The sequence below is a fragment of the Spirillospora sp. NPDC048819 genome, assembly GCF_040650055.1.
GTDB lineage: Bacteria > Actinomycetota > Actinomycetes > Streptosporangiales > Streptosporangiaceae > Spirillospora.
On record NZ_JBEZGN010000019.1, the window covers coordinates 61,044 to 73,723 of the forward strand.

General features: G+C 69.4%; 13 protein-coding genes. 2 read left to right on the plus strand and 11 right to left on the minus strand.

Annotated features, from left to right (window positions below; genetic code table 11):
- Position 1 precedes the first annotated feature (1 nt).
- The 3 genes from AB0C35_RS24390 to AB0C35_RS24400 form a co-directional block, all read right to left on the minus strand.
- On the minus strand, positions 2 to 2,458 hold the full coding sequence (locus tag AB0C35_RS24390; RefSeq protein WP_358459761.1) for a sodium-translocating pyrophosphatase: 2,457 nt from the start codon (positions 2,456 to 2,458) through the stop codon (positions 2 to 4).
- Positions 2,459 to 3,053: 595 nt separating this feature from the next.
- Positions 3,054 to 3,491, minus strand: a complete 438-nt coding sequence (locus tag AB0C35_RS24395) for an ATP-binding protein (RefSeq protein WP_358459764.1) — start codon at positions 3,489 to 3,491, stop codon at positions 3,054 to 3,056.
- A gap of 16 nt (positions 3,492 to 3,507) precedes the next feature.
- On the minus strand, positions 3,508 to 3,861 hold the full coding sequence (locus AB0C35_RS24400; RefSeq protein WP_021597910.1) for an STAS domain-containing protein: 354 nt from the start codon (positions 3,859 to 3,861) through the stop codon (positions 3,508 to 3,510).
- Positions 3,862 to 4,112: 251 nt separating this feature from the next.
- Here AB0C35_RS24400 and AB0C35_RS24405 point away from each other — a divergent pair, with 251 nt between their 5' ends.
- Positions 4,113 to 6,422 carry a DEAD/DEAH box helicase gene (locus AB0C35_RS24405; protein ID WP_358459769.1) on the plus strand — a complete coding sequence of 770 codons (2,310 nt, stop codon included), beginning with the start codon at positions 4,113 to 4,115 and terminating at the stop codon, positions 6,420 to 6,422.
- A gap of 3 nt (positions 6,423 to 6,425) precedes the next feature.
- On the opposite strand, the gene AB0C35_RS24410 is transcribed toward AB0C35_RS24405, so the two are convergent.
- The 3 genes from AB0C35_RS24410 to AB0C35_RS24420 form a co-directional block, all read right to left on the minus strand.
- Entirely contained in the window at positions 6,426 to 7,010 is a 585-nt protein-coding gene (locus tag AB0C35_RS24410) for a dihydrofolate reductase family protein (RefSeq protein WP_358459772.1), read from the minus strand.
- A gap of 128 nt (positions 7,011 to 7,138) precedes the next feature.
- Entirely contained in the window at positions 7,139 to 7,651 is a 513-nt protein-coding gene (locus tag AB0C35_RS24415) for a hypothetical protein (protein ID WP_358459775.1), read from the minus strand.
- A 401-nt stretch (positions 7,652 to 8,052) separates the two neighbouring features.
- On the minus strand, positions 8,053 to 8,640 hold the full coding sequence (locus AB0C35_RS24420; RefSeq protein WP_358459778.1) for a TetR/AcrR family transcriptional regulator: 588 nt from the start codon (positions 8,638 to 8,640) through the stop codon (positions 8,053 to 8,055).
- 71 nt (positions 8,641 to 8,711) lie between these two features.
- Here AB0C35_RS24420 and AB0C35_RS24425 point away from each other — a divergent pair, with 71 nt between their 5' ends.
- Entirely contained in the window at positions 8,712 to 9,149 is a 438-nt protein-coding gene (locus tag AB0C35_RS24425; protein ID WP_358459781.1) for a VOC family protein, read from the plus strand.
- Between the two features lie 18 nt (positions 9,150 to 9,167).
- Here the strand turns inward: AB0C35_RS24425 and AB0C35_RS24430 are convergent, their stop codons facing one another.
- From AB0C35_RS24430 to AB0C35_RS24450, 5 genes are all read right to left on the minus strand, one after another.
- Positions 9,168 to 9,539 carry a hypothetical protein gene (locus tag AB0C35_RS24430; RefSeq protein WP_358459784.1) on the minus strand — a complete coding sequence of 124 codons (372 nt, stop codon included), beginning with the start codon at positions 9,537 to 9,539 and terminating at the stop codon, positions 9,168 to 9,170.
- 501 nt (positions 9,540 to 10,040) lie between these two features.
- Positions 10,041 to 11,321 carry a hypothetical protein gene (locus tag AB0C35_RS24435; RefSeq protein WP_358459787.1) on the minus strand — a complete coding sequence of 427 codons (1,281 nt, stop codon included), beginning with the start codon at positions 11,319 to 11,321 and terminating at the stop codon, positions 10,041 to 10,043.
- A gap of 204 nt (positions 11,322 to 11,525) precedes the next feature.
- Positions 11,526 to 11,930: an Rv3654c family TadE-like protein gene (locus tag AB0C35_RS24440; protein ID WP_358459790.1), complete on the minus strand. Its 405-nt coding sequence runs from the start codon at positions 11,928 to 11,930 to the stop codon at positions 11,526 to 11,528.
- Positions 11,931 to 12,060: 130 nt separating this feature from the next.
- Positions 12,061 to 12,384 carry a TadE family type IV pilus minor pilin gene (locus AB0C35_RS24445; protein WP_358459793.1) on the minus strand — a complete coding sequence of 108 codons (324 nt, stop codon included), beginning with the start codon at positions 12,382 to 12,384 and terminating at the stop codon, positions 12,061 to 12,063.
- A gap of 32 nt (positions 12,385 to 12,416) precedes the next feature.
- Positions 12,417 to 12,611 carry a DUF4244 domain-containing protein gene (locus AB0C35_RS24450; protein ID WP_358459796.1) on the minus strand — a complete coding sequence of 65 codons (195 nt, stop codon included), beginning with the start codon at positions 12,609 to 12,611 and terminating at the stop codon, positions 12,417 to 12,419.
- Between the last annotated feature and the right edge of the window lie 69 nt (positions 12,612 to 12,680).

Sequence of the window (12,680 nt, forward strand, 5' to 3'; positions counted from 1 at the left end):
GTCAGCCGTTCTTGGCGGGCGTCTCCTCGTTGCCGGACTGAGCCGTGGCGCCGCCCGAGTCGGCGCCGACCGCCGCCTCCTCCGGGGAGCCCTCCTCGATGGCGCCGCCCTCGGCCTCGCCGCCCTCGGTGGCGGCCGGGCCGGGCGCGCCGCCTTCGACGGCCGGCTCGGCGATCGGGTCCGCGCGCCGCTTGGAGATCACGATGGCGGCCACCACGACCCCGACGGACACCACGGTCACCACGACGCGCAGCAGGGTGTTGCCCGCGTACGTGACGACCGCGGGCGCGATCAGCAGCGCCACCAGGTTCATCACCTTGATCAGCGGGTTGATCGAGGGACCGGCGGTGTCCTTGAACGGGTCGCCGACCGTGTCACCGATGATCGTGGCCTCGTGCGCGGGGCTGCCCTTGCCGCCGAGGTGGCCCTCCTCGACGAGCTTCTTGGCGTTGTCCCAGGCGCCGCCGGAGTTGGCGAGGAACACCGCCATCAGCACGCCCGCCGCGATCGCGCCGCCCAGGTAGGCGCCCAGCGGCGCGTACCCGAGCGCGAAGCCGACCGCGATCGGCGTCATGATCGCCAGCAGTCCGGGGGTGGCGAGCTCGCGCTGCGCGTCCCGGGTGCAGATGTCCACGACGCGGTCGTAGTCGGGCTTCTCGGTGTAGTCCATGATCCCGGGCTTGGTGCGGAACTGCTCCCGCACCTCGACCACGACCCGTCCGGCCGCCCGGCCGACCGCCATGATGGCGAGGCCGGAGAACATGAACACCACGGCCGCACCGACGATCAGCCCGATCAGCACGTTCGGGTTGTCGATCGACAGGCTGAACACGCCGAAGTCGCCGAGCGCGTCCTTGGCCTCGTCGGACGCGTCGTTCAGCGCCGAGATCACCGTCGTCCGGAACGAGCCGAACAGCGCGGTCGCGGCGAGCACCGCCGTCGCGATCGCGATGCCCTTGGTGATGGCCTTCGTGGTGTTGCCGACCGCGTCCAGCCGCTCCAGGATGGCCGCGCCCTCGCCCGTCACGTCCCCGGACATCTCGGCGATGCCCTGGGCGTTGTCGGAGACGGGGCCGAACGTGTCCATCGAGACGATCACGCCGACGGTGGTCAGCAGCCCGGTACCGGCCATCGCCACCGCGAACAGCGCGACGGTGGTGTTGCCGAAGCCGAGCAGGAACGCCCCGTACATGGCGCCGCAGATGACGAGGGCGGTGTAGACGGCCGACTCCAGGCCGAGCGAGATGCCGGACAGGATGACGGTCGCGGGCCCGGTGCGGGCGCTGTTGGTGACCTCCTGGACCGGCTTGCGGTTCGTCTCGGTGAAGTAGCCGGTCAGCAACTGGATCGCGCTGGCCAGCACGATGCCGATGAGGACCGCGCCGATCGCCACCCAGCGGGGGTTGGCGTCCAGGTTCTGGATCGCCGTGTCGGTGACCCCGGTCAGGTCCGCGAACGACGAGGGCAGGTACGCGAACGCGGCGATCGCGACGAGGATCGCCGAGATCCCCGCCGAGATGAAGAAGCCCCGGTTGATCGCCGTCATCCCGGACCGGTCGCCCGCCCGGGGCGCCACCGCGAAGATGCCGATCACCGCGGTGATCACGCCGATCATCGGCACGATCAGCGGGAACACCAGGCCCTCGGTGCCGAACGCCGCGGTGCCCAGGATCAGCGCCGCGACGAGCATGACCGCGTACGACTCGAACAGGTCGGCGGCCATGCCGGCGCAGTCGCCGACGTTGTCGCCCACGTTGTCGGCGATCGTCGCGGCGTTGCGGGGGTCGTCCTCGGGGATGCCCTGCTCGACCTTGCCGACCAGGTCGGCGCCCACGTCGGCGGCCTTGGTGAAGATGCCGCCGCCGACCCTCATGAACATGGCGAGCAGCGCGGCGCCGAACCCGAAGCCCTCCAGGACCTTCGGCGCGTCGCCCTGGTAGGCCAGCACGACGACCGCCGCACCGAACAGGCCGAGCCCGACGGTGAACATGCCGGCGACGCCGCCCGTACGGAAGGCGATGCGCATCGCCGTCCTCTCGCCGCCCTCCTCGCGGGCGGCCGCGGCGACCCGGACGTTGCCCCGGACCGCCAGCCACATGCCGACGAACCCGGTGACGGCCGAGAACAGCGCGCCGATGATGAAGAAGACCGACCGCCCGATCCGTTCCCCGGTCGAGTCGGCGGGTAGCAGCAGCAGTACGAGCGGGATCAGGACCACGAAGACCGCGACCGTTCGGAACTGGCGTTTCAGGTAGGCGCTCGCTCCTACCTGAACGGCTCGCGCGATCTCTTGCATCTTGTCGGTGCCCTGGCCCGCGGCCAGGACATCACGTACGAGACCCGCGGCGACGGCCAGTGCCAGCAGAGCGACCACGGCGACGACGACGACCAATGAGAGGTCGCCGCCGCCGAGATCCACATCTGCGCTGGCCGGGCTTGACAGGGAAAGCCCAGACATCCGTCCTCCTCGACAGGGGTGTTGCGATCTCGACCGTCTAAAGACGATCTTTACCGCGTACCCCGCGAGTCATGATTTCGAACGCCCTCGCACGGCAACGCGGGTGCGGGGAGTCTACGCAGGCGTAGGTCGAATGTTAAGGCCGAAGGGCCCTGGATGCGGATGTCGCCAAAATGCAATGGACGGTACGTCGGAATTTCCCCAATAGGCCCGGCCATGCGTCGTTTCCCCAGGTCAGCCTGGGTTAGCTCTTTATTACCTCGCGGCCACCTTGACATGCGCAGCACGTCTCAGGCGCATCGGCGAGGCCACCGGCGTCCGCATTTAAGCTAGCCATTAACACGGAATAAGTCCAGACCCAAATCGATCCAGACCGAGATCATCCCCAAGAGAGTCTCACACCCCCAAACCCACCAGCCCCACACGTCCCAAACCGGACACCCCAACCCACCACCACGAGCACTCGCCCCAGGCGGAGCCGGAGTGGGGGTCTGGGGTGTGTTCACGGCCCTTGCGGGACTTCGTGGTCCTGGGACGTCGAAGGCCCCGCCCGGGGTGGGCGGGGCCTTCGGCCGTCGGTGGGGGCGGGCGCGCGTCAGATGGTCGCCTCCGCCTCGGCCGGCCAGCTCATCCGTATCTGGACCCCCTTGGGCGTGGCGGCGATCTCCACGTCGTCGGCGAGCCCGGCGATGACGGCCAGCCCCAGCTCCGCGGTGCCTTCGCCCAGGCCGTACTCGAACTCCTCCGCGTCCGGGGCCGTGGGAAGGCCCCCCGCCGCGTCCTCGGAGACGGTGTCGCTGACGGTCACCTCGAAGCGGCGGTCGGCGCCGCTCAGCTCCAGGCGGACGGGCTCGTCCGGGCAGTGCCGGCGATGCGCCTCCACGGCACGCGAGCACGCCTCCCCGACCGCGAGCCTGACCTCGTCCAGCAACGGTTCGGCAACACCGCTGCGGCGGGCCACGGCGGTGACGATCAGGCGGGCGGTCCGAACATGGACGGGCAGCGCACTGAAGGACAGTTCAACGGTCGACATTTCAGCTACAGGCCGCCTACTTGGCGCCCTTGCGCTTCTCCTCGGCCTCGGCGATCGAGTCGTGGATGCCGAAGACCTTGGTCAACCCCGTGATCCGGAAGATCTTGAGGATGCGCTCCTGGGTGCACACCAGTTCCAGCGAACCGTCGTGGGCGCGCACCCGCTTCAACCCGCCGACGAGGACGCCGAGACCGGTGGAGTCGAGGAACTCCACCTTCTCCATGTCCACGAGCAGGTGGAACTTGCCCTTGTTGACCAGGTCGATGAGCTTCTCGCGAAGCTTCGGCGCCGTGTAGACGTCGATCTCGCCCTCCACGTTGATGACGGTGAGGCCATCGTCAGTGGTGTAGTCGTTCACCTTCAGGTCCACAGATCCTCCAGCGCGCCGTGCAGCACTATCTGATCTCGATCGCCGGGCCAACCGGGGCGGCGGATCGGCCATCGAGAGTTCGCCGTGATTCAACCACGCTCCGGCGTCGTACACGCACGTTATCGCCCACACGGACGAAAGTTCGCGCCATCCCGTCTGACCTGCTGATCCAGTGGCCAGGACAGGGGGACGGGCACACCGGCGCCGGGGCGTTCCCGTTGTTTTGCCCCGGCTGGCAAACTGAAAACCTGATGGGCGCCCAAAGATCTTCCTCCCCCCTGGACCGGCTGCTCGCCGACCCCACCCGGCGCGAACGCATCACCCATGTGGAGAGCGTTCCCGCACGTCAGGGCCGCCGAGCCGACTGGCCCGCCTGGTCAACGCCACTGCTGGTCGAGCGGCTGGCCGCGGCCGGCATCGAGGCGCCCTGGGAGCACCAGGCCGCCGCCGCCGAACACGCCCACGAAGGCCGCTCTGTGATCATCGCCACAGGGACGGCGTCCGGGAAATCCCTGGCCTACCTGCTGCCTTCCATCGAGGCGATCTATGCGGGGGATGAGAATCCTCGCCACGAGGGGACGATCCTCTACCTGTCGCCGACCAAGGCGCTCGCCGCGGACCAGCTCCGCGCCCTGCGCGCCCTGCGCCTCACGCGTGTGCGCGCGGCGACATACGACGGCGACACGCCGCAGGACGAGCGAACCTGGGTCAGGCAACACGCGAACTACGTGCTAACGAATCCGGACATGCTGCACCGGTCGATCCTGCCGAGCCACTCCCGCTGGTCGTCGTTCCTGCGCCGTCTGCGCTACGTCATCATCGACGAGGCGCACGGCTACCGCGGCGTCTTCGGCTCGCACGTCGCGCACGTCCTGCGCCGCCTGCGCCGACTGTGCGCCCGGTACCACGCCGACCCGACCTTCATCCTCGCCTCCGCCACCACGTCCGAGCCCGCGACCACCGCGTCCCGCCTCACCGGACTGGACGTCGTCGCCGTCGACGACGACGCCTCACCACGCGGCCCGGCGACGTTCGTGCTCTGGGAACCGCCCCTGACCGAACTGCGCGGCGAGCGCGGCGCCCCGATCCGGCGCACCGCCACCGCCGAAGCCGGCGACCTTCTGGCGGACCTCGTCGTCGAAGGCGTCCAGACGCTCGCGTTCGTCCGTTCCAGGCGCGGTGCAGAGTCGGTCGCACTCAGCGCCAAGCGCGCTTTGCACGAGGTCACTCCCGCCTTGGCCGAGCAGGTCGCCGCCTACCGCGCCGGTTACCTCCCCGAGGAACGGCGCGCCCTGGAGGCCGCACTCCGCTCCCGTTCGATCATCGGCCTGGCGAGCACGAACGCCCTGGAACTCGGCGTGGACGTCTCCGGGCTCGACGCCGTCCTCGTCTGCGGCTGGCCCGGCACCCGCGCGTCCCTGTGGCAGCAGTCCGGACGCGCCGGACGCTCCGGTCAGGCGGCACTGTCGGTCCTGGTGGCCCGCGACGACCCGCTCGACACGTTCCTCGTCCACCACCCGGAGGCGATCTTCGGGACGCCGGTCGAGGCCACCGTGCTCGACCCCGACAACCCGTACGTCCTTGAACCCCACCTATGCGCGGCGGCGTCGGAGATGCCGCTCACCGAGGACGATCTCCCGCTCTTCGGCCCCTCGACCGCCGACCTCCTGCCCGACCTCGTCCGCCGGGGCTTCCTCCGCCGCCGCCCCGCCGGCTGGTACTGGACACGTCGCGACAAGGCCGCCGGGCTGGCCGACATCCGGGGAGCGGGCGGCGAACCCATCCAGGTCGTCGAACTGGGCACCGGACGCCTTCTCGGCACGGTCGACGAGGCGTCCGCGCACACCACCGTCCACGACGGCGCCGTCTACATCCACCAGGGCGACTCGTTCATCGTCCAAACCCTCGACCTGGACGACTCGGTGGCGCTCGTCGAACCGGCCGACCCCGACTACTCGACGACCGCCCGCGACGTCACCGACATCGCCATCGTCGAACGGCTCCGCTCCACGTCCTGGGGCGAGGCCACGCTCTGCTTCGGAACCGTCGAAGTCACCCGCCAGGTGGTCGGCTACCAGATGCGCCGCCTGCAAACAGGCGAGATGCTCGGCGAGAAGCCCCTCGACCTCCCGGCCCGCACCCTCCGCACCCGCGCCGTCTGGTGGACGCTCTCCGACACCCAGATCGCCTCTCTCGACAGGCTCGACCTGGCCGGCGCCGCCCACGCCGCCGAACACGCCTCGATCGGCCTGCTCCCCCTCTTCGCCACGTGCGACCGCTGGGACATCGGCGGCGTGTCCACCGCGCTACACCCCGACACCGAGCTCCTCACTGTCTTCGTCTACGACGGCCACGAGGGCGGCGCCGGCTTCGCCGAACGCGGCTACGCCGACGCCGCCGAATGGCTCCACGCCACCCGTGACGCGATCGAGTCCTGCGAGTGCGACTCCGGCTGCCCGTCCTGCATCCAGTCCCCCAAATGCGGAAACGGCAACGACCCCTTGGACAAGCAAGGCGCCCTGGACCTCCTCGCCATCCTCCTCGCCCAAGCCCCGGCGTGACCCTCAGATATGCGGGGTGGGCCGGTAGATGAGCTCCTGGGTGTGGCCGTCGAGCGTCCGGGCCTCGAGAAGCTCGAGGTCGAAGTCGGCCGCGCCCTGGAAGATCGGGTCCGCCCCGGTCTGACCGCTGATCACCGGGAAGAGCGTCACGAGGACGCGGTCGACCAGGCCGGCGGCCATCAGCGCCCGGTTCATCGACAAGCTGCCGTGCGAGCGCAGCGGCACCTCGGACTCCTCCTTGAGCCGGGCGACGACGTCGACGGCGTCGCCGCTCAGGAGGGTCGCGTCCGGCCAGTTGAGGGGGCCTTCCAGCGTGGTCGACACCACCGTCGTCGGCATGTTCCTCATCCGGGTGTTCACCGGGTCGGTCACCTTGGCCTCCTCGGTGCTCGGGCCCAGCGCCTCCACGAACTGCCGAAAGGTGTTGGCCCCGAGGACCATCCGCTGCTCCTCGCGGTACAGGTCGAGGCGGCGGTCGAGAAACTCGGGACCCTGCTTGCCCCAGTAGCCGCCCCAGTCGCCGTCGCTGTTGTAGGAGCCGTAGCCGTCGAGGGTGGAAAAGACGTCGAAGGTGTAAGTAGCGGTCATGATGCTCTCCTCGAATGCGGTCGATCTAAATGTGCGGGTACAGACTGGAGACCACGGCGTTGGACGCGGTTCGCTTCGAACGGGCCGCCATCGCCCCGGTTTCCTCGGTTGCGGCACTGGCGGCGCTGTCAGCCACCGGACACCGTCGCCAGGCGTCTGGTCCGGGACGTCGGTGCGGCAAGCTCGGCCAGGTGGTGCAGTGAGTTGATGAGATGCTCGGGGCCGAATGGCGGGAACTGCAGGTACTCCCGGATGCTCTGCGGCACCGCCGACCAGTCGTAGGTGAGCGTGGCCTCAGTCTCGGACGGGCCGAGCCGCGCGAGATCGTAACGCCAGATCCAGCCGCCGAACTCCAGGCGGCCGTCGTCCGCCTCCGTCCCCGTCATCCAGCCGATGGCGCGCGGCGGGTCGAGCACCGCCACCTTGTTGGCCACCCGGTAGTCACCGTCAGGATGGCCGGAGTGATACATGTCCATCCGGAAAACCTGCCCCACCTCGGTCAGCAGCGCCCGGTCGGCGGGTTCCTGAACCCAGCCGGTCCCATCGATCGCGGAATGGGTCGTCGGGTCCGCCAGCACCGCGAACACCCTCGCCACGGGCGCGGCGACGGTCAGGGTGGCGCTCACACTCTCCCGGTCCATGGTGTGCACGCTCCTCTACTGAACGGCGACCGGCCCGTTGCCGGCCTCTCACCATGGCCACGAACGAACCCACCACGATCCGACACCCACGACAGAAAAAATCAGAGAAGGCACTCTCCTCAACCGCGCCCGAGCCGACAACACCAACTCGCCACCAGCGATCCAACACGCGCGCGGACGATGTTCAGCCGGACGGGACGGACAATGATCAGCCGGAAGGGGCGGACGTGTTCAGCCAGACCGACGGACGGTGTTCAGCCGGACGTGCGGACAGCGTTCAGCCGGACGGACGAACGGTGTTCAGCTTCCTGATCTCCATCGGCAGCGCGCGTCAAGCGACGCGCATCAAGCAACGCGCACCAAGCAGCGCGCGTCAAGCAACGCGCACCAAGCAACGCGCGTCAAGCAACGCGGAGGGCGTCGAGCATCTGGGCCAGCGCCGACCGGGTATCGGGCAGGTTCGCCTCGGGGTCACCGGACGCCGCCAACCACAGCGCGGCCTCGTTCATCGCGCCGGACAGCAGGTGGGTCAGCGGCGCGACCGGCTGAGGCGCGATCAGTCCCTCACCGATCAACTCGGTGATCACGTCGGCGAGATGGCTGGCCGAGCCGGCCTCGTCCATGGCCCGCCAGTCGTTCCAGCCCAGCACCGCCGGACCGTCCACGAGCATGATGCGCTGGATGCCGGGGGCCGTGCTGGCGGTGAGGAACGCCTGGCAGCCCGCCGTGAAGCGTGTCCAGAGGTCGTCCTCGGCGTCGGCGGTCCGCGCCACCGTCCGGGCCACCTCCTCCTGCACCTGCCCCAGGACGGCGCGGAAGAGGTCGGCCTTGCTCTCGAACAGGTGGTACAGCGCGCCCTTGGTGACCCCGGCCGCGCCGACGATCTCGGCGAGGCTCACCTCGCCGTACCCGCGCGTGGCGAACAGTGTCCTGCCCTCGCGCAGCAGCGCTTCACGCGTCCGCTCCCGCTGCCGTGCCCTGACGTTCACGCGACCTCCTTGACATACCGGCGGTATGTCAGTGTAGCTTCGCATACCGTTGGTATGTGAAAGGAGCGTCCATGCGACTGACCAGCTTCTACCCGGTGATCTGCACCTCCCAGCTGGAGGCATCCCACCGCTTCTACACCGAACTGCTGGGATTCGAGACGACGTTCGAGGCGGACTGGTACGTGAGCCTGCGCCGCCCCGGAACGTCCCCCTACGAACTGGCCTTGCTCGACCACGCACACCCGACGCTGCCGGAGGCGTACCGGACACCCGTCCGAGGGCTGCTGCTGAACTTCGAGGTGGAGGACGTGGACGCCGAATGGGAACGGCTCGTCCTCCGGGAAGGTCTGCACCCCGAACTCCGCCTTCGCAGCGAGGACTTCGGGCAGCGTCACTTCATCGTGGCCGACCCCAACGGCGTCCTCATCGACGTCATCACGCCCATCGCCCCATCGGAGGCCTACGAGGCCCAGTACGTGGCTCCGGCGAACCAGGACGAGTCGCCCTGAGAGCCCGGCCGCGCATCGTCAGCTCGGAGCGACCCGCTGAGCCGGCACGGACGGCTGGTCGTCGATTCCGCGCCGCGCCTGAGCCAGGGCGTGCTGCAGCTTCCGCCGCTCCATCTCCAGCGTCTGCAGGGACTCCTCATGCTCGTCCCGCAGATCCCGCAACTCCCGGCGCGCGTTCACCGCACGCTTGAACCCCAGCGCGACGACCAGCATCCCCGCCATGAAGACGATGGAGACGACGGCCCCGGCCATGAAGACGTGCCACTGCTCCGTGATCCCCGGAACACTGTCGCCGAACATGGTCATCTGCGCGTCGCCCGTGTTCCCCAGCACCACGGCGACCCCGGCCACGATGGCGGCGAGTGTGACGATCAGCCCCAGGAAGATCATGCGGAGGGTCTCCTCTCCATGGACGCCTTGCTGGACGATCTGGACGATCCACCCGGCAAGGCAGCCTAGACCCTGCCCAAACCAGCCCGCCAGCCCCTCTCGATCAACCCCCGAACACCCACCCGAACCGCCTCCCACTACACCTGGACGACCCCGCACCCATCGGAATAACAAGATCATCAAGACCCCACAGGGCCCCAGAAGTCAGCCACCCGTGAACTCCGCCTCAACCCGAGGCCATCGACTCCAAGCCCTCACATTCCGGGGCCGGTCTCGCCCTATCCGCGAACTCCGCCTCACCCCGGGCCCATCGGCGCCAGGCCCTCACGCTCCGGGGCCGGTCTCGCCCTACCCGTGAACTCCGCCTCACCCCGGGCCCATCGGCGCCAGGCCCTCACGCTCCGGGGCCGGTCTCGCCCTACCCGTGAACTTCGGCGCAACCCAGGGCGTTCGGCTCCAGGCCCGCCACGTTCCGGGGCTGGTCTCTCGCTCGGGGTTCGGTTACTTGCGGCGGCGGGCGCGCTTGGTTTTCGAGCCGGACTTGGCGGCGATGCTGACGTCCACGCCGCTGGCCACCTTGCCGAGAGTCGCGGGACGGCGCGCGGGCTTCGCCTTGGCCGACGGCGGCGTGAGGATCATCGTGTCACCCGGGCGCGAGGGCTTCCGGCCCAGTCCGCCCTTCTTGGCCTTGCCGCCGACCGCCATGACCGGGGCCGTCTTGGCGAGAGCCTCGGCGCGTGCGATCTGCTCGCGTGTCTTCTTGACCCGCTTGCGGCCGGTGCCGCTTCGTGCGATGCGGGCCGCCATGCCCTTGCTGCTCGTTCCCGTCTGGGCGAAGCGCAGGCGACGCGTCCAGGTTCCGAGGTGCGCGGCGACGATCAGGAGGACCAGCGCGATGCCTACGCTCTTGCCCCACTGGAGCCGATCGGTGGCGGCGATGTTCTGGGCCTTCGGCGAGTCGGTGGCGATCTGCGGCGCCGGGTAGGTGAACCCGGGCGTCGCCCCCTCGGGCTGGACGGACGGCAGGGTCACCGGCGACTCGTTGTTGAACGGCGTCAGCGGGGTCGCGGCGCTGGGCGCCTCACCCGTGGGGAGGGACGGCGCGGAGCCACCGGGCAGCGACGCTGAACCGCCACCGCCCACCGCGGCGTTCGCGGTGGAGGTGCTCGAGTACAGCGATCCGCCCGTCCCGGTGGGGCGCTGTGCCCGGACGCCCACGGAGACCGCCCCGCTCGACCGGGTCAGCGAAAGGCTGGTGGAGCAACTCGTCCCCTGGCAGAGCGACCCGACCGAACCGGACTTGGACTTCACCCCGGAACCTGAAAGCGCGTAGCCGCTCAGGTCGTCTTCAAGACCGCGGTTCCACTTCACGACGAGTTTGCCGCCGGACACCTGGGCGGACACACCGGTGGGCGCGGCCGGCGCGATGCGCACGGTGAAGGTGTTGGAGTCGTAGATGTGGCCGGTCTGCTTGCCCTTCAGGTAGACCTTGTAGCTGCCGTTCCGCCGGATCGGGAAGGTCCCGGACATGTCGCCGGCGAAGCCCTTCTCCTTGAGGAACGTATTGCCGATCCCCGGGCCGTCGACCCACAGCTGCATGGTGATCGCGAAGTCGAAGTGAGCCTCGGCGGTCAACTCGGAACCGCTCTTGATGACCGCGCCGTCCGCCGGGGTGATGACGCTCGTCGTGGCGGCCTGCGCGGGGAGTGCGCTGAGTACCGGGAAGCTCATCGCAAGGGGGGCCGCCAGCGCGACTGCACCGATCCTGCGAATGATGGTCACGGGCTCAATCCCTTCGACAGCGTCTGCTCGTCTCATCCCGCCGAGGCCTCGCGGGGCACACCGTCCCGTGCGATAACTACACGCTTACGGCAGCGTAACGTACCACCGGGTAGCACAAGTCACAGGACGATGACAAAGAGACACGCGTTTCATCCTCCGCGACTCCCCGGCCTATTGACACTCAGTGCAACGAGCTGTGTCGCGTCAGGGTACGCCCTCCTGCTTCACAGGGCCAGCCCTTGCCCGCGATAGGACTTGCACCGCCCCGAGCCCCATGGGCACCACCAGGTCCACCGTCACCGACACCTCGACGACATCGCCCCTCACCCGGCACCGCACCAACCGCGCCCCGGACTCGACCGCGATCACCTTCGCCCTCTCGCACGCGTCGGCTCCGCCCGCCACCGCCCGGCCCGCCCCGGCCAACGCCGCCAGATCAGCCGCCGCAGCCGCCCGATGCCGAGCACCCCGCACCCCACCGACCGCCACCGCCGCGATCCCGCCCACCCAGATCACGGCGGCAAAGGCCAGGACCCAGATCGTCCCCGCCCCACGATCTGCCCCGAACACCCCTCGCACACGTTCACCAACCCCCACCACCACACCCACCTCTCAATACCCGCCTCTCAACACCGCCCTCCCAGAACAGGCCCCACCAAGACGAACCACCGAACTTCAAACGCCCTCCACCACCCCCACCGACGACGGGCGGGGACGTTGCGTGGGGTTGTGCGGTGGCTCAGTTGTTGTTGGGTGGGACGCCTGGTTCTGTTGCGGCGGCCGCGTGGGCGTGGACGGTCAAGGAGGGCAGGGCGGCTGCCGCAGGGGGCTTGACGGGGGTGGAGACGTCCACGTGGACGGTGGCCTCATCTCGGCTTACCCGCACCGTGGCTCCCTTGGGGGCGGCCTTCACCACCAGTTCGCGCACGGCGGTGAGGGATTCGCCTCTGGCCGCCGCGCGGGCACCGGTTCGGGCGGCGTCCGTGCAGGTGAGCTGGACGGACGCCGCCGTCAAGCCCCACAGCGCCAGCGCGGTCACCAGGACCAGGGTGGGGAGTGCCACGGCGATCTCCGCCGTGGCCATCCCGCGGTCCCTCAGCCGGCCAGCTTGAGGGCCTTCTCGATGATCTGTAAGAGCAACTCCTTCACCTGCGGACTGGTCACGATCTTGAACAGCAGGCCGGCGAACGCCGCCGCGGCGATGGTGCCGACCGCGTACTCGGCCGTGGACATTCCCCGGTCCCCGCATTGGCGGGGCCATCGCCGCACCGCCGTCTGTATCGCCCGCATGGGGCTCCTTTCCCTCGTGGTCGTTCTGTTCAGAGGCTGCCGAGCCGGGGGGCCGGGTCACGGGTGAAC

Excerpts from the sequence above, each read along its gene's own strand:
- AB0C35_RS24410 (WP_358459772.1), bottom strand. The coding sequence starts at position 7,010 with ATGACCGCTACTTACACCTTCGACGTCTTTTCCACCCTCGACGGCTAC.
- AB0C35_RS24415 (WP_358459775.1), bottom strand. The coding sequence starts at position 7,651 with ATGGACCGGGAGAGTGTGAGCGCCACCCTGACCGTCGCCGCGCCCGTG.
- AB0C35_RS24395 (WP_358459764.1), bottom strand. The coding sequence starts at position 3,491 with ATGTCGACCGTTGAACTGTCCTTCAGTGCGCTGCCCGTCCATGTTCGG.
- AB0C35_RS24390 (WP_358459761.1), bottom strand. The coding sequence starts at position 2,458 with ATGTCTGGGCTTTCCCTGTCAAGCCCGGCCAGCGCAGATGTGGATCTC.
- AB0C35_RS24450 (WP_358459796.1), bottom strand. The coding sequence starts at position 12,611 with ATGCGGGCGATACAGACGGCGGTGCGGCGATGGCCCCGCCAATGCGGG.
- AB0C35_RS24425 (WP_358459781.1), top strand. The coding sequence starts at position 8,712 with ATGCGACTGACCAGCTTCTACCCGGTGATCTGCACCTCCCAGCTGGAG.
- AB0C35_RS24405 (WP_358459769.1), top strand. The coding sequence starts at position 4,113 with ATGGGCGCCCAAAGATCTTCCTCCCCCCTGGACCGGCTGCTCGCCGAC.
- AB0C35_RS24430 (WP_358459784.1), bottom strand. The coding sequence starts at position 9,539 with ATGATCTTCCTGGGGCTGATCGTCACACTCGCCGCCATCGTGGCCGGG.